This window comes from Neisseria mucosa, assembly GCA_003028315.1.
GTDB classification, from domain to species: domain Bacteria; phylum Pseudomonadota; class Gammaproteobacteria; order Burkholderiales; family Neisseriaceae; genus Neisseria; species Neisseria mucosa.
Window position 1 is genome coordinate 2262753 of record CP028150.1, and the last position, 24375, is coordinate 2287127.

Annotated in this window: 25 protein-coding genes, 1 tRNA gene and 3 pseudogenes; 16 read left to right on the plus strand and 13 right to left on the minus strand. The window is 54.1% G+C overall.

The annotated features are described in order from the left end of the window. Positions 1-32: 32 nt before the first annotated feature. Both NM96_11435 and NM96_11440 read left to right on the plus strand, forming a co-directional pair. Complete coding sequence (locus NM96_11435; protein AVR79855.1) at positions 33-284, plus strand: helix-turn-helix domain-containing protein; 252 nt, start codon at positions 33-35, stop codon at positions 282-284. Continuing rightward, the gene (locus NM96_11440; protein ID AVR80335.1) at positions 146-751 is read left to right on the plus strand and encodes a hypothetical protein; all 606 of its coding nucleotides are present in this window, start codon (positions 146-148) and stop codon (positions 749-751) included. Before NM96_11435 ends, NM96_11440 begins: the two co-directional genes overlap by 139 nt. Positions 752-1011: 260 nt before the next feature. Here the strand turns inward: NM96_11440 and NM96_11445 are convergent, their stop codons facing one another. Continuing rightward, positions 1012-2310, minus strand: coding sequence for an insulinase family protein (locus NM96_11445; GenBank protein AVR79856.1), 1299 nt, complete (start codon positions 2308-2310; stop codon positions 1012-1014). Positions 2311-2602: 292 nt separating this feature from the next. Further along, a complete protein-coding gene (locus NM96_11450) occupies positions 2603-4459 on the minus strand; it encodes a multidrug ABC transporter ATP-binding protein (protein AVR79857.1) in 1857 nt (618 codons plus the stop codon). Positions 4460-4463: 4 nt separating this feature from the next. Between NM96_11450 and NM96_11455 the strand changes: the two genes are divergently transcribed. Further along, positions 4464-4607, plus strand: a complete 144-nt coding sequence (locus tag NM96_11455) for a ribonuclease H (protein ID AVR79858.1) — start codon at positions 4464-4466, stop codon at positions 4605-4607. A gap of 327 nt (positions 4608-4934) precedes the next feature. Here NM96_11455 and NM96_11460 read toward each other — a convergent pair whose 3' ends face one another. The 3 genes from NM96_11460 to NM96_11470 all read right to left on the minus strand — a co-directional run bounded on the left by NM96_11460 (position 4935) and on the right by NM96_11470 (position 7816). After that, positions 4935-5771, minus strand: a complete 837-nt coding sequence (locus NM96_11460) for a GNAT family N-acetyltransferase (GenBank protein AVR79859.1) — start codon at positions 5769-5771, stop codon at positions 4935-4937. Between the two features lie 117 nt (positions 5772-5888). Beyond that, entirely contained in the window at positions 5889-6134 is a 246-nt protein-coding gene (locus tag NM96_11465) for a hypothetical protein (GenBank protein AVR79860.1), read from the minus strand. A 182-nt stretch (positions 6135-6316) separates the two neighbouring features. Then, positions 6317-7816: a DNA recombination protein RmuC gene (locus tag NM96_11470; GenBank protein AVR79861.1), complete on the minus strand. Its 1500-nt coding sequence runs from the start codon at positions 7814-7816 to the stop codon at positions 6317-6319. Positions 7817-8478: 662 nt separating this feature from the next. Between NM96_11470 and NM96_11475 the strand changes: the two genes are divergently transcribed. Then, positions 8479-8640 carry a DNA helicase UvrA gene (locus NM96_11475; protein AVR80336.1) on the plus strand — a complete coding sequence of 54 codons (162 nt, stop codon included), beginning with the start codon at positions 8479-8481 and terminating at the stop codon, positions 8638-8640. An 852-nt stretch (positions 8641-9492) separates the two neighbouring features. On the opposite strand, the gene NM96_11480 is transcribed toward NM96_11475, so the two are convergent. Both NM96_11480 and NM96_11485 read right to left on the minus strand, forming a co-directional pair. Beyond that, complete coding sequence (locus NM96_11480; protein AVR79862.1) at positions 9493-10431, minus strand: ABC transporter ATP-binding protein; 939 nt, start codon at positions 10429-10431, stop codon at positions 9493-9495. A gap of 66 nt (positions 10432-10497) precedes the next feature. Beyond that, positions 10498-11376: an NUDIX domain-containing protein gene (locus NM96_11485; protein AVR79863.1), complete on the minus strand. Its 879-nt coding sequence runs from the start codon at positions 11374-11376 to the stop codon at positions 10498-10500. A 155-nt stretch (positions 11377-11531) separates the two neighbouring features. Between NM96_11485 and NM96_11490 the strand changes: the two genes are divergently transcribed. The 5 genes from NM96_11490 (at position 11532) to NM96_11510 (ending at position 14132) form a co-directional block, all read left to right on the plus strand. After that, positions 11532-12128: a carbonic anhydrase gene (locus tag NM96_11490; protein AVR79864.1), complete on the plus strand. Its 597-nt coding sequence runs from the start codon at positions 11532-11534 to the stop codon at positions 12126-12128. Between the two features lie 57 nt (positions 12129-12185). Beyond that, positions 12186-12797: a nicotinate-nucleotide adenylyltransferase gene (locus tag NM96_11495; protein ID AVR79865.1), complete on the plus strand. Its 612-nt coding sequence runs from the start codon at positions 12186-12188 to the stop codon at positions 12795-12797. Between the two features lie 67 nt (positions 12798-12864). Continuing rightward, positions 12865-13251 (plus strand): ribosome silencing factor, encoded by a 387-nt coding sequence (gene rsfS / locus NM96_11500; GenBank protein ID AVR79866.1) that lies wholly within the window; start codon positions 12865-12867, stop codon positions 13249-13251. 197 nt (positions 13252-13448) lie between these two features. Continuing rightward, entirely contained in the window at positions 13449-13919 is a 471-nt protein-coding gene (locus tag NM96_11505) for a 23S rRNA (pseudouridine(1915)-N(3))-methyltransferase RlmH (GenBank protein AVR79867.1), read from the plus strand. Between the two features lie 136 nt (positions 13920-14055). Continuing rightward, positions 14056-14132, plus strand: a tRNA-Met gene (locus NM96_11510). Between the two features lie 264 nt (positions 14133-14396). Here the strand turns inward: NM96_11510 and NM96_11515 are convergent. After that, positions 14397-14672, minus strand: coding sequence for a hypothetical protein (locus tag NM96_11515; protein AVR79868.1), 276 nt, complete (start codon positions 14670-14672; stop codon positions 14397-14399). A 221-nt stretch (positions 14673-14893) separates the two neighbouring features. Here NM96_11515 and NM96_11520 point away from each other — a divergent pair, with 221 nt between their 5' ends. The 4 genes and pseudogenes from NM96_11520 to NM96_11535 all read left to right on the plus strand — a co-directional run bounded on the left by NM96_11520 (position 14894) and on the right by NM96_11535 (position 16238). Further along, positions 14894-15319 carry a hypothetical protein gene (locus NM96_11520; GenBank protein ID AVR79869.1) on the plus strand — a complete coding sequence of 142 codons (426 nt, stop codon included), beginning with the start codon at positions 14894-14896 and terminating at the stop codon, positions 15317-15319. Positions 15320-15373: 54 nt separating this feature from the next. Then, the gene (locus tag NM96_11525) at positions 15374-15838 is read left to right on the plus strand and encodes a CYTH domain-containing protein (protein ID AVR79870.1); all 465 of its coding nucleotides are present in this window, start codon (positions 15374-15376) and stop codon (positions 15836-15838) included. 83 nt (positions 15839-15921) lie between these two features. Next, a pseudogene (locus NM96_11530) lies at positions 15922-16101 on the plus strand (16S rRNA processing protein RimM). 3 nt (positions 16102-16104) lie between these two features. Further along, positions 16105-16238, plus strand: a pseudogene (locus NM96_11535) (16S rRNA processing protein RimM). A 14-nt stretch (positions 16239-16252) separates the two neighbouring features. Here the strand turns inward: NM96_11535 and NM96_11540 are convergent. Beyond that, positions 16253-17575, minus strand: coding sequence for a murein transglycosylase (locus NM96_11540; GenBank protein ID AVR79871.1), 1323 nt, complete (start codon positions 17573-17575; stop codon positions 16253-16255). A 497-nt stretch (positions 17576-18072) separates the two neighbouring features. Between NM96_11540 and NM96_11545 the strand changes: the two genes are divergently transcribed. The 3 genes from NM96_11545 to NM96_11555 all read left to right on the plus strand — a co-directional run bounded on the left by NM96_11545 (position 18073) and on the right by NM96_11555 (position 21879). Further along, entirely contained in the window at positions 18073-18909 is an 837-nt protein-coding gene (locus NM96_11545) for an iron transporter (GenBank protein ID AVR79872.1), read from the plus strand. Between the two features lie 54 nt (positions 18910-18963). After that, positions 18964-20127 (plus strand): iron uptake system protein EfeO, encoded by a 1164-nt coding sequence (locus tag NM96_11550; GenBank protein ID AVR79873.1) that lies wholly within the window; start codon positions 18964-18966, stop codon positions 20125-20127. Positions 20128-20610: 483 nt separating this feature from the next. Then, positions 20611-21879, plus strand: a complete 1269-nt coding sequence (locus NM96_11555; protein ID AVR79874.1) for a deferrochelatase/peroxidase EfeB — start codon at positions 20611-20613, stop codon at positions 21877-21879. 536 nt (positions 21880-22415) lie between these two features. On the opposite strand, the gene NM96_11560 is transcribed toward NM96_11555, so the two are convergent. The 4 genes and pseudogenes from NM96_11560 to NM96_11575 all read right to left on the minus strand — a co-directional run bounded on the left by NM96_11560 (position 22416) and on the right by NM96_11575 (position 24337). Then, entirely contained in the window at positions 22416-23213 is a 798-nt protein-coding gene (locus NM96_11560) for a hypothetical protein (protein ID AVR79875.1), read from the minus strand. A 2-nt stretch (positions 23214-23215) separates the two neighbouring features. Further along, positions 23216-23698 (minus strand): transposase, encoded by a 483-nt coding sequence (locus NM96_11565; protein ID AVR80337.1) that lies wholly within the window; start codon positions 23696-23698, stop codon positions 23216-23218. Continuing rightward, on the minus strand, positions 23670-23918 hold the full coding sequence (locus NM96_11570; protein AVR80338.1) for a BolA family transcriptional regulator: 249 nt from the start codon (positions 23916-23918) through the stop codon (positions 23670-23672). Before NM96_11570 ends, NM96_11565 begins: the two co-directional genes overlap by 29 nt. 272 nt (positions 23919-24190) lie before the next feature. After that, positions 24191-24337 (minus strand): annotated as a pseudogene (locus tag NM96_11575) (transporter). Positions 24338-24375: the final 38 nt, after the last annotated feature.

A 24375-nucleotide genomic window follows, 5' to 3' on the forward strand; every position in this document is an offset into this window, starting at 1 on the left:
CATCCCCTCCAACCACCAAGGTGCAGTTTTTTATGACCAAATATACATTACACTTCAAATACCAAGCCGTACTCCACTACCTGCATATACGCAGCCAACAGCGTACCGCAGACCACTATGGCATCTCACGAACCCACCTGCGACGATGGATACGCGCCTATCAAGAAGGCGGCATCGGCGCACTCGAACATCCCCAATCCAAAACCATGACCCGACACCGCAAAAAACTCTTCATCGCCGAAAACGCCTATTCAAAGCCAAAAAGCCCAACGAAAAATGGCTGACCGACGTTACCGAACTCAAAGGAAAGGACGGCAAACTGTATCTATCGCCGATATTGGACCTGTTCAACTGGGAAATCGTCGCCTACGCCATGAGCCGTAGAGTCGACAGCGAAATGGTGAAGGAAATGCTTGAAAAAGCCGTACCCAGTCTGACCGGCGAAGGAACGATGCTGCATTCCGACCAAGGCGTGCTGTACCGTACGTCGGGGTATAGGGAATTGCTTGCGGAGCATTCCATGGTTCAAAGCATGTCGCGAAAGGCAAACTGTTGGGACAATGCGCCGATGGAAAGCTTCTTTGCGGTGTTAAAGACGGAGTGTTTCTATAACGCAGGTGAATTGACGGTAGATGAATTGATGAAGCAGATAGATGACTATATGGATTACTACAACCGGGAGCGTTGCAGTTTGAAATTGAAAAAGCTGAGTCCTGTCGCGTACAGAACCCAGCTTGCACAGAGTGCCTGAATAGGCTTTTATCGGGTATCCAAGATTTGGGGGTAGTTCAGCGGGAATCCGCCCCCTTCGTTTGAGGGAATATTTAGAAATCACCATTATTTCAACCTTCCGGACTCCCGACTGCGCGGGTAAATGCCGGCATGGGGACTTGTCGTTTGAATCCGCTGTAACAAGCGTTTGGAAGAAGAAAGCCGTTTCGAGTATAAAAAACGTCGTCTGAAACCTAAAACCTGTTTTCAGACGACGTTTGCGTTTATTCAGCCCGAACTTTACTGCGCACCGACCACGACGATATTCAAGTCTTCGGGGCGGACGCGTTTTTGCCAGGCGGCTTTGACGTCGTCGGCGGTCAGTTTGGCGACGGCTTTGGGGTAGGCTTCAAGGTAGTCGTCGGGCAGGTTATAGACGCCGATGAGGTTCAGGTAGCCGAGCAGTTTGGCGTTGGAATCGAAACGTAGGGGGAAGCTGCCTGTGATGTTGGCTTTTGCCTGAGCCATTTCTTCTTCGGTCGGACCTTCGGCGATGAACTGCCTGATGACTTCCTGTGCGGCGGCAAGCGAGGCGCGGGCGGCGGGTTTGCGCGAAGAATAAGCGATGGTGAACATGCCTGCCTGACGTTCCGGAGTAAGGTTGCTGTACACGCCGTAGGTGTCGCCCCTCTGATTGCGCAGGACTTCCATCAGGCGGCTGTCGAATCCGCCGCCGCCGAGGACGTAGTTGCCGGCAATAAGCACGTAGTAATCGGGGTCGTTGCGGGTAATCAGCGGCATTCCGAGCATGATTTGTGCCTGTTCGCCGGCGAAGGGGATGTCGCGGCGTTGTGCAGGATGTTTTTTGACGGGCGGAACGTCGGCCGATGCGGCAGCACGGTCGGGCAGTCCGGACAATGCGTCTTGCACGAGGCGGTCGGCGCCTTTGCGGTCTATATCGCCGACGATGGCGACGACGGCATTGTTTTTGCCGTAGCGGGTGCGGTAAAACGCGCGGATGTCGTCAATCGTGATGCTGTTTATGCTTTGTACGGTGGTGTATGCGTCTTTGCCGTAAGGGTGGTCGGGATAGGAGAGGCGCGCCAATGTGCGGGCGGCGGTGAAGTCGGGTTTGGTTTCCTGTTGTTGCAGGAAGGTGGCGGCTTGCGTTTGGTTGCGGCGGAACACAGCTTCGTCGAAACGCGGGCGGGTCAGTGCGCCGTTGAACAGGGAAACGGCTTTTTTGAGTGTGTCCGGACGGCTCAGGCTGCGCAGGGTGGCGGTGGTGGTTTCGTTGTCCGTACCGCTGCCGATTTCAACTGCCAATCCGTTAGTTTGGGCGTTGAAGGTTTCTTCGTCCATTTCTTTTGTGCCGCTGGTCAACAGGGCGGCGGTGAAGGCGGCGGTTTCGCTTTTGCCGTCGGGATCGGACGCGTTGCCTGCGCCTCGGAAGCTGACTGCCATGTCGATAATCGGATTTTCATGCCGCTCGGCCAAGAGGACCTGCACGCCTTGCGGGGTGGTCCAGCGTTGGATGTTGACCGCTGCCTGTACGGACAGGGGCAGGATAAGGGCGAGGAAGGCAGGAGCGTATTTCATTGTTTTTCCTTTCGGACGGTATTCTTCAGGGCAGTATAGTGCAAGTACGCGGAATGAAACACCCTTTGACAGGAAGGTTACGGCGGTTTGATTGTCTGGCCGCCGAAAATTAAGGGTCGTCTGAAACCTGATTTTCGGTTTCAGACGACCTTTCCATCCTTCGGTCAGACTCGTAATTTATACCCAAAAAAGAAAGGCGCAATCTTGCGCCCTGTCGAGATGATTTTGAACTGGGGTCGTCTGAAACTCAAAACCGGATTTTCAGACGACCTTTTGTCTTACTGCAAGACACTCAATTATGTTCCCAATCAACGTGTTCGCTCAAGAAACCGCCGCTTTGGTGCGCCCAGAGTTTGGCGTACAGACCTTGTTTCTCGAGCAACTCGGTGTGGCTGCCTTCTTCGATGATGCGGCCTTTGTCCAAGACGATGAGCCTGTCCATCGCGGCGATGGTGGAGAGGCGGTGGGCGATGGCGATGACGGTTTTGCCGTCCATCATTTTGTCGAGGCTTTCTTGGATGGCGGCTTCGACTTCGGAGTCGAGCGCGCTGGTGGCTTCGTCGAGCAGCAGAATCGGCGCGTCTTTGAGCATGACGCGGGCGATGGCGATGCGCTGGCGTTGGCCGCCGGAGAGTTTCACGCCGCGTTCGCCGACGTGCGCGTCATAGCCGCGCCGCCCTTTGGCGTCGGAAAGGTTGGGGATGAAGTCGGCGGCTTCGGCGCGTTCGGCGGCGGAAATCATTTCGGCGTCGGTGGCGTCGGGGCGGCCGTAAACGATGTTGTCGCGCACGGAACGGTGCAGCAGCGAGGTGTCTTGCGTCACCAAACCGATTTGGGCGCGCAGGCTTTCCTGGGTCACGCTGTCCACGTTTTGCCCGTCAATCGAAATCGTGCCGCTTTGCGGTTCGTAGAAACGCAAGAGCAGGTTGACGATGGTGGATTTGCCCGCGCCGCTGCGTCCGATCAGCCCGACTTTTTCACCCGGGCGGATGGTGAGGTTGAAGCCGTTGAGCAGCGGTTTGCCGGCTTCGTAGGAGAAATCGACGTGTTCGAACTTGATTTCGCCTTGCGACACTTTCAGCGGCAGGGCGTTCGGCTTGTCGAGGATGGTTTGCGGTTTGGACAGGGTTGCCATGCCGTCGTTGACGGTGCCGATGTTTTCAAACAATCGGGCGGATTCCCACATGATGTATTGCGACAGGCCGTTGACGCGCAACGCCATAGCGGTGGCGGTGGCAACCGCGCCGACACCGACTTGTCCGTGATACCAAAGCCAGATACCCAACGCGGTCGTGCCGGCGGTTAGCGAGCTGTTGACGATGAAGCTGCAAGTGTGCAGGAGCGTCGCCAAACGCATTTGGGCGTGTACCGTAACCATAAACTCTTCCATCGACTGCTTGGCGTAAGCCGCTTCGCGCGCGCCGTGGGAGAAGAGTTTGACGGTGGTGATGTTGGAATAGGCGTCGGTAATGCGGCCGGTCATCAGCGAGCGCGCATCCGCCTGACGCGAAGCGGTTTTGCCGAGCTTGGGAATCAGGAAGCGCATAATCAGGGAGAAGCCAATCATCCAGCCGATAAAGGGCAGCAGCAGCCAGCCGTCGAGCGCGACCAAAATCACGCCGGAGGTGATGAAATACACCAGCACATAAACGACCATGTCGGCAACCGTCATCACCACGTCGCGCAACGCCAGCGCGGTCTGCATGACTTTGGCGGACACGCGGCCGGCAAATTCGTCCTGATAGAAGCCGAGGCTCTGCCCCAGCATCAGGCGGTGGAAATTCCAGCGCAGGCGCATGGGGAACACGCCTTGCAGGGTTTGCAGGCGCACGTTGGACGCGAGGAAGGTCCAGAGGGCGAAAAACACCATCATCGCCGCCATCGCCGTCAACGCCCAGCCTTTTTCGGCAAACAGGGTGGCGGGCGTGTATTTGCTGAGCCAGTCCACGACTTTGCCCATAAATTGAAACAGCAGCGCTTCCATGATGCCGATGCCGGCGGTAAACACCGCCAAAACGGCAATCCATTTGCGCAAGCCTTCGATGTTGCTCCAGATAAAACGCCACAGCCCTTTTTCAGGCGTTTTCGGGGCGGCCTCGGGGTAAGGGTCGATTCGGGATTCGAACCATGAGAATATTTTTTGAATCATTGTATTGGGTTTAATTGAGAGAGAGTGGATTTCAGACGACCTCTACGGTGGGGACGGGTCGTCTGAAAACAAGTATCGTGAGTTAAAGGCATTATTTTACGGGAAAAAACGGCGGGAAGACACCGCAAAGGAGAAGCGGGAACGATAATTCGGCAGATGTTTTGCCGAGAGTGTGTTTGCCAATCTGATTTGGGTTTTGCCAAAACAAAGGTCGTCTGAAAATCCGAATGATGTTTTCAGACGACCTTTGAGTTATCGCGGGTTCACTATTATGGCTGTTATCGGGTATGGCTGCTTTCGATGCCGGTTTTGATTTCGCCATAGACTTGCGAGCTGCCGCCCGTTCCCGTTGCAGAAGTACAGGCGGCAAGGAAGAAGAGGGCGGTGAGGCTGAGGACGGTTTTCATGGGGTTCCTTTCTCGGGAGGGAAAGAGGTCGTCTGAAACCGTATTTGGTTTTCAGACGACCTTTTGGGTTATTTAGGATCGCAGCGGAAATGGTATGCGCAGATTTCGAAGCCGTTTTTGAAATACAGACGGTGCGCATCGACGCGGTCGTGATTGACGTGGACGTTGAGGTGGATTTTAGTCACGCCTGTTTCCGCGCCGATTTTGCGGACTTCTGCCAACAGGCGGGAGGCGTAGCCTTTGCGGCGGCTTTGCGGCAGGGTAACGATGTCGTCGATGTGGATATGGCGGCCGCTGGCGAGGTTGCAGGATTCGCGGAAGCCGCAGACAGCGACGGCGTTGTGTTTGCCTTCTTCGAAAATACCCAAGAGGCGGTAGCCGGCGGGGCGTTGGACGGTGTTGATTTGTTCGGTGAATTTGCTGATGTCGGTCAATGAAGAACGCAGGACGCTGAGGGCGGCGAAGGCGGTGGATGTGTCTTCGGGCGGGATTTCGCGCAAAACGTAGTCGGCAGCGGCGGCTTGGACCAGCGCTTTTTCGGCGGCGTGTTTTTCTTCGATGGCTTGCGCCAGCGGGACGCGTTCGGCAGGTTCGCCTTGTGCTTTGGCTTCCTGTTCTTTCAAAAGCTCTTTGCAGTCGATGATGCGCAAGTCGTTGTCGGCAGCAAAGTCCATCAGGAAACGGAACATCTGCGGATTGTCTTCTTCGAGTTTCTTATCGACGGCGACGCAGCGGACGTTGTCCACCAGAATGGGGCGCACCCAGTTGGAGTAGGACAGCCGGTTGTCTTTGGTGAATGAGGACAATATGCCGCACAGGCGTTCTGCCCAGTCGCTGGGACGGAAAATCTTGCCTTTGTTGGTTGTGCCGTGAATCACGACTTCGTAAGGGTTGCAGACTAACATGGCGGTTTCCTGTGTAGAGTTTGAAATTCGGGCGGACACATGAAAACAGGATATTCAAATTGCCGCTGTTCCTTTTGCGGAAAGGACGGCGTGGGTCATTCCTGTTTGAATGTACGGTCAGATAGTGGGCGGGATAAATGCTTTGTGTCCGTTTTTGATTGATTTCACTATAAGAATGTTCATGATTATACCGCACAGTCCGGGCTTCGTGGCAGTCGGGCGGATGTAAGCCGCTTTTGAGGTCGTCTGAAACTGAAAGAAGCCGGTTTTGCTGAAATAAATAAAGCAGAGCTTGTCCGAACCTTTTTCAGACGACCTGTTTGCCGCAGCGTTGTTTTCTCCGTTTCGCCAACCTGCTTGCATTGATACTGCTTAATTACTTAATTATCGGCTCTCATTCCTGCCCCGCACAGGCGTGGGCGGGAGGGGCGGTTGACGGCCAGTGTCGTTTAAAAGCAAAGCGAATCAGTTAAAAATAAAAAGGACGCATCATGCGTCCTTTTTGTCTTTGATACGTCGTCTGAAACCCGACGACGAAGAAACCGTCAATCTTCTTCCCCTTCCGGCAAACCCTTATCCTGCAAAGCAGATTCTTGGGCGTTTTCCACCAAATCGCGTTGCAGGCGTTTGGTGGTTTTGACGCCCAGCGCGCGCAGTTTTTCGGCGCGGCTGACGAGGTTGCCGCGTCCTTGCGAGAGCTGTTTGTAGGCTTGTTGGAACTGGCTTTGCGCTTGGTCGATGTTCTTGCCGACGGCCTCGAGCGTTTGGATGAAGCCGGTGAATTTGTCGTAAAGCCTGCCGCCTTCTGCCGCGATGGCGAGGGCGTTTTGGTTTTGTTGTTCGTTGCGCCAGATGTGGGCGACGGTGCGCAGGGTGGCGAGCAGCGTACTCGGGCCGACCGGCATGATGCGTTTGTCGAAACATTCTTGGAACAGGGCGGCATCGTGTTGCAGGGCGAGCAGGTAGGCGGGTTCGACGGGGATGAACATAAACACGAAGTCCAACGTGCGCACGCCTTCGAGGTCGGTATAGTCTTTTTGCGACAGGCTGCGGATGTGGGCGCGGATACTGGCGACGTGGGCGGCGAGTTCGCGCTCGGCGGTTGCGGCGTCGGCGGCTTGGGTATAGCGGACGTAGGCGGTCAGCGAGACTTTGGAATCGATGACGATTTGCTTGCCTTCGGGTAGGTTGACGAGGACGTCGGGCTGGAGGCGGCGCGCGCCGTCTTCTTCTTGGCGGACGGCAGCGGCTTGGACGGTGTATTCGCGTCCTTTTTGCAGGCCGGAATGTTCCAAAACGCTTTCCAAAATCATCTCGCCCCAGTTGCCTTGGGTTTTGTTTTGCGTGCCGGTGAGCGCGTCGGTGAGGGCTTTGGCGTCGCTGTGCAGTTGGGTGTTGAGGGTTTGCAGGCGTTTGAGTTCGTTTTCGAGGGTCAGCCGTTCGCGCGCTTCTTTTTCATAGGTTTGCTGAACCAGCTCGCTGAAGCCGTGGATGCGTTCGTTGAGCGGGGTCAGCAGTTGGCTGAGGTGGTCGCGGTTTTGCTCGGTGAAACGGCGGCTTTTCTCTTCCAAAATGGTGTTGGCAAGGTTTTGGAACTGGTCGTCCAAGCTTTGGCGGGCTTCGGCAAGGAGCTTGAGCTTTTCGTCGGCGGCAAGGCGTTCCTGTTCGAGCTGGATGTGGAGGCGTTCGTTGCGGACGTGCAGGTTGTGCGCGTTTTCCTGAAGCTCGGCGTAATCTTGTTTCAGACGACCTGCTTCCTGTTCGCGCTCTTGAAGATAGCCGATTTGGCGTTCGGCGGCGGCAAAGCGGTTGCCCAATTCCTGCAACTCGCCCTGCAAATCTTGGACATGATAGCGCGCATCGGCAAGCTCGGATGCGGTTTGCGCCTGATTTTGTTCGGAAAATTCAAGATGCTGGCGGCACTCGGCAAGCGATTGCATCAGGGCAAACTGCTGCGTCTGCGCCTTATTTCGGGCGAGCAGCCAAGTGATGAGCGCGCCGGACAAAAAGGAAAGCGCGGCGGTCAGGAGGAGCGGGGCATTCATAGGTCGTCTGAAAACGGAAAAAGCAAAAACGGCAATATAGCATGTTTGCAGGGCAAGCTTGCTGCGCGCTTGAGTATAGTGGATTAACTTTAAACCAGTACGGCGTTGCCTCGCCTTAGCTCAAAGAGAACGATTCTCTAAGGTGCTGAAGCACCAAGTGAATCGGTTCCGTACTATCTGTACTGTCTGCGGCTTCGTCGCCTTGTCCTGATTTAAATTTAATCCACTATAGGATGAGGTGGAATGACTGATAAACCGATGCCGAACAGCGGTTCGCAGAACGCAGGGTGCAGCAGTGGTAGCGAATCAATTTGATGGGCGCGTAAACGGCAGCGCCGGACTAGAGATTTGATGAGCAATTTCACAAGAAAACAGCGGATTCAGGTTTGTCGGGCAGGGATTTTGGTTTCAGACGACCTGTTTTTGCCAAAAATAGATGGGTTATTTAAAAAATGGCAATGGCAATTATAGCCTTAGACTAAAAATCCAAAATCCAAGCGGAAAAGTGTTGTTTTTTATCTGATTGAAAAATAAAAGGAAAATTTAAAAATTTTCTAAAATGATGTAATTTGGCAACAAAAAATCCGAGAGTATCTATTCTAAAATAAACAATTTGTAATCGGCTTGTAACTAAGACATCGGTGTCATTCTTCAAGACATCGGTGTCATTTTCAAAAATAAAAATAATTTATCAAAATAATTACATTAAAGCATTAATACCGCTATTTTCTTTACAAAAAAACTGTATAATTTATCAATTAAGGCGGTATCATGACACCTGTCGATATGGCAGACACGCCGACGACGAATACAGATGTTGTTAAATAACATTTGATTAATATGTAAAAGGATTACCCGAAATGAAAAATTTATTGACCTTGGCCGCAGCCTCTTTAATCGGTATGGCCGGTGTTACCGCTTCAGCCTCTATGGTTGCCCGCAATATCGAAACCGCTGCAAAAAAATAATTTGAAAACAAACGAAATATTTTAAACGCTTCCCAAACCCCCACAAACAACCTTCCTGCCCGCGGCGGAGCAGCTTTCGGCTTTCAACCGATTCCGGCATCAGATGCCGACACAAGCGCGAACCGCAGACCGCCCAGTTCGGCGGCGGGAACAAAAGAAAGAGAGATGACCATGAAAAACTTAATTAAATTGGCAGCCGCCTCCCTGATTGGCATGTCCGGTCTGACCGCCAGCGCGATGACCGCCGCCAAAAACATCGCCGAAGCCGGCAAATAATCAGCCGACCCGACGATATATTGGATTAACAAAAATCAGGACAAGGCGACGAAGCCGCAGACAGTACAGATAGTACGGAACCGATTCACTTGGTGCTTCAGCACCTTAGAGAATCGTTCTCTTTGAGCTAAGGCGAGGCAACGCCGTACCGGTTTAAAGTTAATCCACTATAATATCCGCAACACAAACACAAGAAAGAGACTCAAAATGAAAGAATTGATCAAACTCGCCGCTGCATCGCTGATCGGTATGTCCGGTCTGACCGTCGGCGCTACCCACATCGCCGACAATATGCGTACCGCGATTAAAAAATAAGCTCTGGCTGTTTTAACTCCCCAAGCTGTCGGAAGTCAAAGCAAAGGTCGTCTGAAAAGTTTCAGACGACCTTTTTTGATTTGCCCGACGGGTCAAACGACGGCGGGACACAAAACATCATCGCGACGGTTCAAACCAGACGATTTGTCTTTTATCGATATGTATCGGCACGGTATCGCCGGCGGGTAGCTGTCCGGCGGGCAGAAGGGTAGTCAGTTCGCCGTATTCGGGGTGGGCGAAGGTCAGGCGCAGGCTGTCGGGCAAGGGGGTGAGGGACAGGATGCGGCAGGGTGTACCTTGCGGGTCGGGACGGATGGCGTGTGTCGGGATGTGGCGCGCATCGTCGGTGTTGGGCAGCCCGAGCAGGCGGGCGGCTTGGGCGTCGGCGGGGCGGCGGAAGAGTTCGGCGGGCGTGCCGTATTGGAGGATGCGCCCTTCGTGCATGAGGGCGATATGGTCTGCCAGCGCGGCGGCTTCTTCGGGGGAATGGGTTACGAGGACGGCGGGGATGTTTTGACGGCGGATGCTCTCGTCAGTCAGGCGGTAGAGGTTGTGGCGCAGGTGGGTGTCGAGGCTGGAGAAGGCTTCGTCCAAGAGGAGCAGGGACGGTTTGATAATCAGGGCGCGGGCGAGGGCGAGGCGTTGCTGTTCGCCTCCGGAGAGGCTGCCGGGTTTGCGGCGGGCTTCGTTTTCCAAACCGATGTCGCGCAGCGCCTGCATGGTTTGTGCTTCGATTTCGGCTTTGGGCAGGTGGCGCATTTTGAGTCCGAAGCCGACGTTTTCTTGGGCGGTCAGGTGCGGGAACAGGGCGTAGTCTTGAAACATCAGCGAGACGTTGCGCTTTTCGGGCGGGACGGCGGTGATGTCCTGCCCATCCAGCCAAACTTCGCCGCTGTCGGGCTTGACAATGCCGGCGATGATTTTGAGCAGGGTGGATTTGCCGCAGCCGGAGCGTCCGAGGACGGCGAGGGTTTCGCCTGCGGAGACGGTCAGGCTGATGCGGTCGGCGACGGTTTTGCTGTCGAAGCGTTTGCAGATGTCGGTAAGTCGGAGCATGGGTTTCAGACGACCTTTTGGGGAATCGTGAAAGGGAAACGGCGGGGTTTTGTTTATTGGTTTCGTTTAGCGGCAAAGGCTGTCCAGCCAAAGGCTTAGCGGATGCTGCCTGTCGAGCGCGCCGTAGCGTTTGAGGGCTTCGAGGGTAACGAGCTGGGCATCGTGCATCATGGTTTGGGACAACATGGTTTCGACAAGTTGCGAAACGTTCATCAATTCAAACCCTGCGACTTCGCCGTCTTGGTTTTCGGGGCGGACGGTTTCGGGCAGGACGATGTCGAAGATGTGCAGGATTTCGTTGTGGATGCCGCGCGAGACGGGACGCAGGCTGTGGATTCGGGCGGCGGGTCGGAGGGTGTCGAGGGCGGGCGGCATCAGTCCGGCTTCTTCTTCGCTTTCGCGGCAGACGGCTTCAAACGGGGTTTCGCCGCTGGCAATGCCGCCACCGACGAGGTTGTCGAGTTTGTTGGGATCGATGGCTTTGTGCGGGCTGCGGCGGCCTATCCAAAAATGCCAGCCGCCGTCGGTTTGCACCAGTCCGTTGAGGTGGACGGCTTGGCTCATGAGTCCGAACGGGCGGAAGGCGGCGCGTTCCAACGCAAAAAGCACCTTGCCTGCGTCGCCGCACACGTCAAACTTTTCGTCGCGCCAGCCGTACAGCAGTCCGAGGCTTTTCCATTCGTGCGCCAAGTGCTGCAAACTGTCGCCCATCGCCAGCCAGTTGTCCGTTTGCAGGCAGAGGTCGTCTGAAATTTCAGAAAGCCCTTCCTGCCAGTCTTGTTTGATCCGTTCGCGCCAAAACGGATTCAGACGACCCAAAGCCAGTCCGTTCAGATAGAGCGTGTTCCAGTCGTCCGACGCGCCGTAACTTGCCCGCGCCCAATCGTAGAGCGCGTCGTGGGTGCGGCGGTCGATCGTTTCGGAAAAACAAGGGTGCGAAGACATGGCCGTTCCTCAGTCCAATCATAAACATAAAGCGGATTGTATCTGCTTTGTTTCAATTTGCAATCAACTCTATCCATAGCCGGACGGTACACAATGCAAAGCCAAACCGCCTGAAAACCGCTATAATCGTCCCATTCTGTCGGAGGTCCAACACCATGAGCGAATTGAGCGAAATTCTCGCCTATAATCAAAATTTTGTCGAATCGGGCGAATACGAAAAATATTTCACCGACAAATATCCCGGCCGCGAACTGGCCATCCTGTCCTGCATGGACGCGCGCATCATCGAACTGCTGCCCGACGCGCTCGGACTGAAAAACGGCGACGCCAAGCTCATCAAAAACGCCGGCGCAGTCGTTACCCATCCTTGGGGTTCCGTCATGCGCAGCCTTTTGGTCGCCGTGTTCGAACTCAAAGTCAAAGAAATCATGGTCATTGCCCACTACGATTGCGGCATGAAGGGGCTGAACGCCGCCGGTTTCCTTGAAAAAGTACACGAAGGCGACATTCCCGACGACCGCATCGAAACCCTGCGCAACGCCGGCATAGACCTCGACAACTGGCTGACCGGTTTCGACAATGTAGAAGACAGCGTCCGCCACACCGTCAAAGTTATCCGCAACCACCCGCTTATGCCCGCCGACATCGCCGTCCACGGACTCGTCATCCATCCGACGACCGGCAAGCTTACCCTGGTTGTCGACGGCAGCCCCGAGGCAAAAAGCCTTTCAGACGACCCCGACAACCCATAAACCCGACAGGTCGTCTGAAACCCAAACAGAGCGCACACCCCACACCCAAGGACACCCATGAAAAACATCGGACTTTTCGGCGGCACCTTCGACCCCATCCACAACGGACACCTCCACATCGCCCGCGCCTTCGCCGACGAAATCGGACTCGACACCGTCGTCTTCCTGCCCGCAGGCGACCCCTACCACAAAGACCCGTCCCGCGCCTCTGCCCAAGACCGCCTCATCATGACCGAACTGGCTATCGCCGACGACCCCCGCTTCGCCGCCAGCGACTGCGACATCGTCCGCGACGGCGCAACGTACACCTTCGACACCGTCCAAATCTTCCGCCAGCAATTCCCCGCCGCCCAACTTTGGTGGCTCATGGGCAGCGACAGCCTCATGAAACTGCACACTTGGAAAAAATGGCAGACCCTCGTGCGCCAAACCCACATCGCCGTCGCCATGCGCCAAGGCGACAACCTCAACCAAACCCCGCGCGAACTCCACGCCTGGCTGGGCGAAGCCCTCCAAAACGGCAGCGTCCGCATCCTCAACGCCCCCCTGCACAACACCTCCTCCACCCAAATCCGCCAAACCCTCCAAAGCGGCAGACTTTCAGACGACCTCCCGCCCCAAGTCGCCCGCTACATCCGCGAACACAAACTGTACCAAAGCGGAAAATAGCGTAAATTCATACAGATAAGTTATAATACCGTCCAAACCCCATTTCATTCCCACCATTAGGAAAACAATGAACGAACAAGAACTGCAAGACCTGCAAAAAATGGTCGAAACCGCCGTCGAAGCCCTCGAAGACATCAAAGCCAAAGACATCTCCGTCCTCCAAACCCAAGAAAAAACCTCACTGTTCGCCCGCATGATCATCGCCAGCGGCGACAGCACCCGCCAAGTCAAAGCCCTCGCCAACAACGTCGCCGTCAGCCTCAAAGAAGCCGGCTTCGAAATCCTCAGCACCGAAGGCGACAGCGGCGAATGGACGCTCGTTGACGCAGGCGACCTCGTCGTCCACGTCATGCTGCCCGCCGTCCGCGATTTCTACGACATCGACACCCTCTGGGGCGGCGAAAAACCCAGCTTCCACGCCGGCGCGCAAAAACCCTGGCACGCCGCCGACTAAACCATCATCCCAAGCCGTCTGTGCATACAGACGGCTTTATTGCGCACACCTGAACCCCCTTTGCCCAAACCGAAGTTTTCAGACGACCCCTTGACCGAACAACCAAAATATCGGATTCAAAAATCCCGTTTCACCATCATTCAAACCAAAAGGTCGTCTGAAAACTTTCAGACGACCCCATCCGACCAAGGAAACCCATGAACATCACCGTCCTCGCCGTCGGCACCAAAATGCCCCGCTGGGTGGACGAAGCCGTCGGCGAATACGCCAAACGCTTCGGACGCGACGTCGCCTACACCCTCAAAGAAATCAAACCCGAAAAACGCGGCGCAGGCGTCAACGCCGCACAAGGCATGGCGGCGGAAGAAAAACGCATCCTCGAAGCCATCCCCCAAGGCGCATTCCTCGTCGTCCTCGACGAACGCGGCAAAGCCCCGACCTCCGTCGAGCTGGCGGAACACCTCAAAAGCTGGCAGCAAAACGGCGAACACGTCTGCTTCGTCATCGGCGGCGCCGACGGCATGACCGACCGCCTCAAACAACAAGCCCGCATGATGATGCGCCTCTCCAGCCTCACCCTACCGCACGGCATGGTGCGTGTTCTGCTGACCGAACAGCTCTACCGCGCCGTCTCCATCCTCCACAACCATCCCTACCACCGCGAATGACAAAAGCCGTACCCATAGGCAGGCTTTTCGGCTTAAAAGTAATTACTTGAAGTTATAGGAATTTTTTGTTACAAACAATTTAATCAAGAAAATCCTTGACACCTTCCCGGAATGAAAGTATAGTTCTATCTTCTGACGCGGGATGGAGCAGCATGGTAGCTCGTCGGGCTCATAACCCGAAGGTCGTAGGTTCGAATCCTGCTCCCGCAACCAATTTTAAAAACCCTCGGTTTTCCGAGGGTTTTTTGTTGCCCGCCATTTCGGTAAAACGGCAAACAGGTTGGTTGCTGCGGGAAGGCGTTATGACCGGTTCGTTTATTTTTGATACATTCTCTGTCCTCGCGCAGGTGGGGCGGAAATGGCGCGCCGACAAATAAGCGGTATCGATGTAAACGGGCCGGCTATGCTGTATTGTAAAAGGTCGTCTGAAAACTTTCAGACGACCTTCAATCTTTTTTCTCAATATGCCGCAACGGCTTAACGTTTTTTCTTGGCGTTTTTCTTTTCGGCGGCGGCAAGGCGCATGGCGACGAATTCGACCATCAGTTCTTTTTTCGTCCAGAAGAAGTTTTTCATTTTTTCCAGAGAATAGATTTTGCGCACCATCATGGGCAGGCCGGCATGGATGATGGCGGCGACTTCGCCGTTGCGGGTTTCGTCCGCCATGGCGGTTTTGAGGTCGGTCTGGTTGGCGGCAAGGTAGTCGCCGAGTTGTTTTTGAACGCTGGTGCTGATTTCAAATTGCTTAATCATGTTTTCTTTCCGTTTTGTGTTTTTCCCGCGGGGAGTGGGTATATTAGTTTAATTACATATGCATTCTAACAAAATCTAATCTTATTGCATATAAACAGTCTGGAATTATGATGTGATTTACCATTTTTCGGGCATAAAACAGACAGTCGTTGACATAAAGAAAACAGCCGCTGCGGTTTGGCGGGTAAAATACGCGTTTTCGAGCGTGAGGTCGTCTGAAAATGTATTTGTGGTTTAAGCTCTTGCATGTGTTTTTTGTGATTTCGTGGTTCGCCGGACTGTTTTACCTGCCGCGGATTTTTGTGAATCTGGCGCAGGTCGAAGCGGCGGAGCAGCCGGTGGAATATGAGCGGCTCTCGGCGATGGCGCGGCGGCTGTATAAGTTTATGTCGCCGTTGGGCTTTGGGACACTGGTGTGCGGCATTGTGATTCCGTTTGTGACGGGCTGGTGGGGGCAGGGCTGGCTGCATGTGAAGCTGTTGATGGGCCTGCTGCTTTTGGCTTATCAATTTTATTGCGGCGCGCTGCTTCGCGGCTTTGAGGAAAAACGCAATACGCATTCGCACAAGTGGTACAGGGTGTTTAACGAAGTGCCTGTATTGATGATGGTCGTGGCTTTGTATATGGTGGTGTTCAAGCCGTTTTAAGGTGTGTGCAAAACCTGTTTTCAGACGACCTTCTTTTATATTGGAATCAAACAGATGACTATTGAAATCGAACGCCGCTTCCTGTTGAAAAACGATGACTGGAAGCGCGAAGCCTCTGCGCCGCAGGTGTTGCGGCAGGGCTATTTGAGCGTGGAAAAAGAGCGCACCATCCGCGTGCGCATTATTGACGACAAGGCTTGGCTGACTTTGAAAGGCTATATTTCGGATGTCAGCCGCAGCGAGTTTGAATACGAAATTCCTTTGGCGCACGCGCGGCAGATGATGGAGACGATGTGTCCGTTTAAGATGGAAAAACACCGCTATCGGGTGGAATTTAAGGGCTTTGTGTTTGAAATCGACGAGTATTTCGGCGACAACGCACCTTTGGTGGTGGCGGAGGTCGAGCTGCCTGCGGAAGATGCACCGTTTGAAAAACCGGACTGGCTGGGCGCGGAGATTACGTCGGAAGGAAAATTTACCAATGCGTATTTGAGCAAGCATCCTTATTCGACTTGGTAGGCGGGTTGGGGAATAACGGTACGCCGCCGATACAGGTAGCAGATTGTAGCGTGGGCTTTGCCCGCGGAAAACGGCTTGGACGATTGTCCGGTTCGGGATTTGATCGGCAGATTCGCGGGCGAAGCCCACGCTACGGTTGGCTTAATTTAATTTGCTATATCGGCTTGTTTGGGAATCAAAAGGTCGTCTGAAGGCACATTTTCAGACAACCTTTGTGATTTTTAGGTTGTAGCGTGGGCTTTGCTCACGGAAAACGGTTTGGAAGAGTGTCCGGTTCGGGATTAGATTGGCGGATTCGCGGGCAAAACCCGCGCTACGGCTGGCTTAATTTAATCCGCTATATCGGCTTGTTTAAGAAGCAAAAGGTCGTCTGAAAACCAGTTTTCAGACGACCTTTTGACTTTTTAGCCGATGTTAAGGCTGATAGCCGGGTTTCATGCCGTTGGGCAGGAGTTGCCAGACGTAGCCTGTGGTTTTCATTTTACCGGCAACTTCGCCTGCTTCGTCGCCGTAGCCCCAGAAGTAGTCCACGCGGACGGCGCCTTTGATGGCGCTGCCTGTGTCTTGCGCCATGATGAGGCGGTTGAGGGCTTTTTTGGTGGTCGGATGGGCGGTGGCGACAAACAGCGGCGCGCCTAAGGTGATGTAGTGGCGGTCGATGGCGCCTGCGTATTCACCCAAGAGCGGTGTGCCCAATGCGCCGACCGGGCCGGCTTCGCTGCTGCCGGTCAGTTCGCGGAAGAAGACGTAGCTGGGGTTTTGTCCCAAGACTTCGGCGAGGCGGCCGGGGTTTTGCTTCATGTAGGCTTTGATGCCCTGCATGCTGGTTTGTGCGAGGGGGAGGTAGCCTTTGTCCGCCATGTAGCGTCCGATGGAGATGTAGGGGTGTTCGTTTTTGTCGGCAAATCCGACGCGGATGTATTTGCCGGACGGGGTTTTCAGACGACCTGAACCTTGGATGTGCATGAAGAAAAGTTCGACGGGGTCTTCTGCGTAACCGAGGATGGGAGCTTTGCCGTTGAGCGCGCCTCCGTTGATTTGGTTGCGGGTGTAATAAGGAACGAAGCGGCTGCCTTCAAATCTGCCTTTGAGGGCGGTGCTGCGGGCGGTAATGGGGAACTGGGACAGGTCGGCGGTGTGTGTGCCGCTGTTGTCGATGACGCCGCTGTTGGCACCGGTTTGTCGGATGCGGACGGTGGCTTTGCTGCCTCTCAAATTGGCGGAAAGTGGGATGGAAACGAAGTCGTTGGGGATGCCGTAGATGGGGAAGCGGGCTTTGCTTGTGGCTTTGTCATCGCCGAGCAGGACGGGCTCGTAGTAGCCGGTGATGGTGCCTGCGGGGTTGCCGTTGTTGCTGACCTGCCAAGGGGTGAAATAGCGTTCGAAGAAATGTTTGGCTTGGAAATGGTGGAGGGGCGTCTGCATGGCTTGGGCGCAGACATCTTGCCAGCCTGCGCGGTTTTTGAGTTTCTCGCAGCCTAAGCGGAAGGATTGGAGGCTTTTGGCGAAGTGTTGGGTGTTCCAGTGCGGCAGTTCTTGGTGGGACACGACGGTGTAGGTCGCGCCGCCGCCGCTGACAGTGGTGCCGGCGGGGTCGGGCGTGCCGGTGGGGCGGTCGGGGCCTTTGACGGTGGTGGTGTCGACTTCGGGGAGGTTTTTGATGCGTTTGCTCGGGCAGGCGGAGAGGACGGCTGCGGCGATGGTGAGGAGTGTGATGCGGTATAGGTGTTTTTTCATAATGCTGTCTTAAAGGTCGTCTGAAATCGGGTGGATGGGAACGTGGTTTGCAGACGGGATATTGGTTCGTTTATTCAAGAGCTTGGGATTCTAACACAGTTTTTCCGCCTGCTTCGGCTCAAGGCGTGAGGTCGTCTTAAAGCGGATGGGGCGGGTTTTCAGACGACTTTGTATGTTGTGGCGGATATTGTTTAAGGGCGGGAATATATTTTGACTGCCGTATCGGCTGTTGGGAGACGGGCTGGAAAAGTACGTTTGTCCGATACTTTCGTCATTTCCTTGTTAACATTCGTAACGGTGTTTATTACTTAAAAATAAAAATTATTTGCATTTGTTTAATTATCGGTTTATAAATATTTAGGCATAAGGTCGTCTGAATTTTCTTGGAGAAGGTTTATTGCAGCTGAATAGGATAGATAAGGCGGCGGGTAAAACGGATTGGGTAAAAGAATAAATGGTTTAGTTTTGGATATTTAGTTTTAAGGTTTGTTTTATATATGTTGATTGCTTTTTTGATTATGCTGCGCGAGGGCATCGAGGCCGCCCTGATTGTGGGCATCGTCGCCGGTTTTTTGAAACAGTCGGGACATTCGCGGCTGATGCCTAAGGTGTGGCTGGGCGTGGCTTTGGCTGCGTTGATGTGTTTGGGCGTCGGATACGGCATCCATTCGGCAACGGGCGAGATTCCGCAGAAGGAGCAGGAATTTGTGGTCGGCGTTATCGGTTTGGTGGCGGTGGCGATGCTGACTTATATGATTTTATGGATGAAAAAAGCTGCCCGTTCGATGAAGCAGCAGCTTCAGGATTCGGTTCAGATGGCCTTAAACCGCGGCGACGGCCAAGGCTGGGCTTTGGTCGGCATGGCTTTTCTGGCTGTGGCGCGCGAGGGGCTGGAGAGTGTGTTTTTCCTCTTGGCGGTGTTTCAGCAGAGTCCGACTTGGTCTATGCCCGTCGGCGCGGTATTGGGGCTGCTGGCCGCAGTGGTCATCGGCGCGCTGATTTATCAGGGCGGTATGCGTCTGAATCTGGCGAAGTTTTTCCGCTGGACGGGTGCGTTTTTGATTGTGGTGGCCGCCGGTTTGGTGGCCGGTTCGCTGCGCGCGCTGCATGAGGCGGGCGTGTGGAACCACCTGCAAGAAGTGGTGTTTGATTCTTCCAAATACCTGCATGAAGACAGCCCGCTGGGCGTGCTGCTCGGCGGCTTCTTCGGCTATACCGACCACCCGACGCAGGGCGAGGTGCTGGCGTGGCTGCTGTATTTGGTTCCGGTCATGATTTGGTTTCTGCACGGCAGCAGGCCCGCCGCGGTGCAGAGGTCGTCTGAAAGCCATTAGTGGCGCTTAAAAATTCCCTATCTCATTCTTATCAACATACCAAAGAGGTTTGAAATGAAAAAACTCAATATAACTGCTTTATCCGTGATGTTGGCTTTGGGTCTGACCGCGTGTCAGCCGCCCGAAGCGGAAAAATCCGCGCCTGCCGCATCAGGTGCATCAAGCGCGAATGCCGACGGCACCGTCAACATCGGCGTGAACGACACCGCCTGCGAACCGATGGAACTGACCGTACCGAGCGGACAAGTCGTGTTCAACATCAAAAACAACAGCGGCCGCAAGCTCGAATGGGAAATCCTCAAAGGCGTGATGGTGGTCGACGAGCGCGAAAACATCGCCCCCGGACTTTCCGACAAAATGACCGTTACCCTGCTGCCGGGCGAATACGAAATGACCTGCGGCCTCTTGACCAACCCGCGCGGCAAGCTGGTGGTAACCGACAGCGGCTTTAAAGACACCGGCAACGAAGCCGATTTGGAAAAACTTGCCAAACCGCTTGCCGACTATAAAGTTTACGTCCAAGGCGAAGCCAAAGAGCTGGTTGCCAAAACCAAAGCCTTCACCGACGCCGTCAAAGCGGGCGACATCGAAAAAGCCAAATCCCAGTTTGCCGACGCCCGCACCCACTACGAACGCATCGAGCCGATTGCCGAACTCTTCAACGAACTCGACCCCGCCATCGACGCGCGTGAAGACGACTTCAAAGATAAAACCGAAGATGCGGCCTTCACCGGCTTCCACCGCATCGAACACGCCCTGTGGGTCAAAAAAGACGTATCCGGCGTGAAAGACATTGCCGACAAACTCATGAAAGACGTTGAAGCCCTGCAAAAAGAAATCGACGCCCTCTCCTTCCCGCCGAACAAAGTCGTCGGCGGCGCGGCAGTGTTGATTGAAGAAGTTGCCGGCAGCAAAATCAGCGGCGAAGAAGACCGTTACAGCCACACCGACTTGAGCGACTTCCAAGCCAACATCGAAGGCGCGCAAAAAATCGTCGAACTCTTCCGTCCGATGATTGCCGAGAAAAACAAAGCCCTGCTCGAGAAAGTCGACGCCAACTTCAAACAAGTCACCGACATCCTCGCCAAATACAAAACCAAAGACGGCTTTGAAACCTACGACAAACTCAGCGACGAAGACCGCAAAACCCTTCAGGCACCGATTAACGCCCTTGCCGAAGACCTGAGCCAACTACGCGGCACACTGGGTCTCAAATAAACTTGACCCGCCCGTTTCAGACGACCTTTTGAAGAAATACAAGGGGTCGTCTGAAAACTTATCGCTGATGTCCTCTCCCACGGAAAGGGAAAGGCCGTAGCGTGGGCTTTGCTCGCGAAAAACCCGAATACAGAAATCGTAGGCTGGGTCGGGTTTGCCAACCCAACCTGCCCCTGTTGACAGCCGTATCAAAAATTAAACGGGTTAGCTGTATCGCTGTTCCAAGATTCAGCTTCCTGCGAAGCTTGGTTTGCCCCAAATGCAGGCATTTCGGAGGTCCGCTAATCCTCCGGTAGAAAAACAGGTAGGGTGTGTGGCGCAGCCACGCACGCGGAAATCGCGCATCCCTTACCGTTTATTGGATTGATCGATGATTCAAAGTTTTCAGACGACCTTAAACGTCGTCTGAAAATTCAAAATAGCAAACTTAAACAAAACAACCGCGTACATACCGCAGCCCGAATCCCCGCAAAGGACTCCGCCATGAGCCAAGACAACTCACAACCCACCCAACCGACCAAACGCACCCTGTTCAAAACCGTCCTAGCCGCAGGCGCAGCCGGCGCGGCAGGCTGGTTCGCCGGCAAACAACAAGGCGAAACCGCCGCCGAGACCCGTCTCAACGAACACTCCCCGCAAGCCTACCCCTGCTACGGCACGCACCAAGCCGGCATCACCACCCCGCACCAACTCTTCGGCATCATGTGCGCCTTCGACGTAACCGCCAAAGACCCCAAACAACTCGAAAACCTCTTCCGCACCCTCACCGCCCGCATCGAATTCCTCACCCAAGGCGGCGAATACCAAGACGGCGACGAAAAACTCCCCCCCGCAGGCAGCGGCCTGCTCGGCAAAACATTCCGCCCCGACGGCCTCACCATCACCGTCGGCGTCGGCAGCAGCCTCTTTGACGACCGCTTCGGACTCAAAGACAAAAAACCCCGCCACCTCCAAGAAATGCGCGACTTCCCCAACGACCGCCTCCAAAAATCATGGTGCGACGGCGACCTCAGCCTCCAAATCTGCGCCTTCACCCCCGAAACCTGCCAAGCCGCCCTGCGCGACATCATCAAAAACACCGCCCAAACCGCCGTCATCCGCTGGAGCATAGACGGCTGGCTGCCCAAAGCCGAACCCGGCGCCATCGCCGCCCGCAACCTCTTAGGCTTCCGCGACGGCTCCGGCAATCCCGACGTATCCGACCCCAAAATTGCCGACCAAGTCCTCTGGACAGGTATCGCCGCCAACAGCCAAGACGAACCCGCCTGGACGAAAAACGGCAGCTACCAAGCCGTCCGCCTCATCCGCCACTTCGTCGAATTCTGGGACAGAACCCCATTGCAGGAACAAACCGAAATCTTCGGCCGCCGCAAATACAGCGGCGCCCCCATGGACGGCAAAAAAGAGAGCGACACCGCCGACTTCGCCAAAGACCCCGACGGTAAAACCACCCCCAAAGACAGCCACATGAGGCTCGCCAACCCGCGCGACCCCGAGTTCATGAAAAAACACCTGCTCTACCGCCGCGCCTTCAACTACTCCCGCGGCCTCGCCGCCAACGGCCAGCTCGACGTCGGCCTGATTTTCATCTGCTACCAAGCCAACCTCGCCGACGGCTTCATCTTCGTCCAAAACCTGCTCAACGGCGAACCGCTGGAAGAATACATCAGCCCCTTCGGCGGCGGCTATTTCTTCATCCTCCCCGGTGTAGAAAAAGGCGGTTTCCTCGCCCAAAGCCTGCTCAGCGCGTGAACACAGGTCGTCTGAAACCTGACGGTGCATAGGTTTTATGCGTCAAACTCTCCCTGAAAAAGGTCGTCTGAAAACCAAGTATTCCGGTTTTCAGACGACCTTTCCGTCAAATGGGCACAAATTCAGAATAAGCTAACCCGTAGCGTGGGCTTCGCCCACGACCTTCCATCCGAACATCCGAATCTAATCCTCTCTTTTCATTCCGTGGGTAGAACCCACGCTACGGGAGGCTGAATTTTTGAATTCAGTATGGGAAACGGTTGGAAGGATGGGATAAAGAATCAAAAGGTCGTCTGAAAAATTGGGAATTCCAGTTTTCAGACGACCATTCGTCAAGTGGACACAAATTCAGAATAAGCCAACCCGTAGCGTGGGCTTTGTCCACGACCTGCCGTCCGAACATCCGAATCCAATCATCTCTGTTTATTCGTGGGTAGAACCCACGCTACGAGCGGCTGGTAACGGATAGGGCAAAGCAAAAAGGTCGTCTGAAAACTGAACTGCCCCCCAAATCTTGGACACTCATAAAAGCCTATTCAGGCGCTCTGTGCAAGCTGGGTTCTGTATGCGACAGGACTCAGCTTTTTCAATTTCAAACTGCAACGCTCCCGGTTGTAGTAATCCATATAGTCATCTATCTGCTTCATCAATTCATCTACCGTCAATTCACCTGCGTTATAGAAACACTCCGTCTTCAACACCGCAAAGAAGCTTTCCATCGGCGCATTGTCCCAACAGTTCGCCTTTCGCGACATGCTTTGAACCATGGAATGCTCCGCAAGCAATTCCCTATACCCCGCCGTACGGTACAGCACACCTTGGTCCGAATGAAGCATCGTTCCTTTAGCAGTCAGACGGGGGGCGGCTTTTTCGAGCATTTCCTTCACCATTTCGCTGTTGGCATTGCGGCTCATGGCGTAGGCGACGATTTCCCGGTTGAACAGGTCCAATATCGGCGAGAGGTACAGTTTGCCGTCCTTCCCTTTGAGTTCGGTAACGTCGGTCAGCCATTTTTCGTTGGGCTTTCGGGCTTTGAACCGGCGTTTGAGGAGGTGTTCCGATATCTCGCCCATAGCGGGATGGCGGTAGGCTTTTTTCGCCCGTATGAGGGCTTTCAGTTCCAACTGCCTCATCAACCGCGCCGCTTTTTTGCGGTTCCAACCCAATGCGGCGGCAATGCGCCTTTGTCCGTAGCGTCCTTTATGCCGCCGGTAGGTTTCGACGAGGAGGGCTTTGTCGGCTGCGTCGGGGTCGGGTCGGTCTTGGTGGTGGTAGTAAAAGCTGCTTTTGGGCAGGTTTGCGATGTGCAGCAGGTATTTGAGCGGGTGTTGCACCCTCAGTGCTTGGACGGTTTGGCTTTGTCCTTTTCGGTCTGCTTTTGGCTGAGGGCTTTTAACTCCTTTAGGTAGGCGACCTCTGCGCGCATATAGCACAACTCTTCAATAAGCTCTGCCTGTGTTTTTTCTTGGTCGGGTTTATCTGCGATGAAGGGGTTTTTTCGATGTTGGGGCATGGTTTTGGATTGGGGATGTTCGAGTGCGCCGATACCGCCTTCTTGATAGGCGCGTATCCATCGTCTCAGGTGGGTTCGGGAAATGCCGTAGTGGTCTGCGGTACGCTGTTGGCTGCGTATATGCAGGTAGTGGAGTACGGCTTGGTATTTGAAGTGTAATGTATATTTGCTCATAAAAAAACTGCACCTTGTGAGTTGGAGGGGATGTCCAACTTTTGGGGTGCAGTTCAAACCTAATTTCGGTTTCAGACGACCTTTTTCTTGTCTGCTGTACGGCTTATTGCTGCTTCGCCGCCCATTCCGCAGGTGTGGCGGCAACGGAAATCGACAGCGCGTGTAATTCGTTGCTGGCCAGTTGCGCCTTCAGACCGTCTTTGATCAGGCGGTGGCGGGCGAGGCGGGCTTTGCCTTCAAACTCGGAAGAGACGATGACGGCGAAAAAGTGATGCCCGTCGCCTTCGACTTCGACGTGTTCGCAAGCGGCAACACCTTCAATCAGCGATTTGACTTGTTCTGGGGTAAGCATTTGTATTCCTTGTTTCAAAAACATTGCTGCATTATACAGAATAATGCCGTCAAACATCGCCAACTTGCTGAGGATGTATCTGAAACATTATTCATTAATATTAAATCAACATGAGATTTACAGGGGGCGTCTGAAAGATTTTCAGACGGCCTCTTTGCTTATTTTTGGATGTCGGATACTTGAAAATATCATTTTTTTAGTACGGATGAATCCGGGTAAAAGGGTTTTGGCATATAAATTGCTTTCAAATAAAAAGATAAAGTTTCGCTTTTATTGCAAAGTAAGGTTAAAAAAATAGAAGTTATTAAAGATAATCGGATATATAAATAGCTAAAAGGTCATGAAATCAGATTTGAGAGATTGTTATCTGAGGCATAGATAAATTCTGAAATTTGTTTGAAAGTGACAATATGCGTCATATCTGTTGAATAATTTCTGTAGTCGAAATATCGGCATC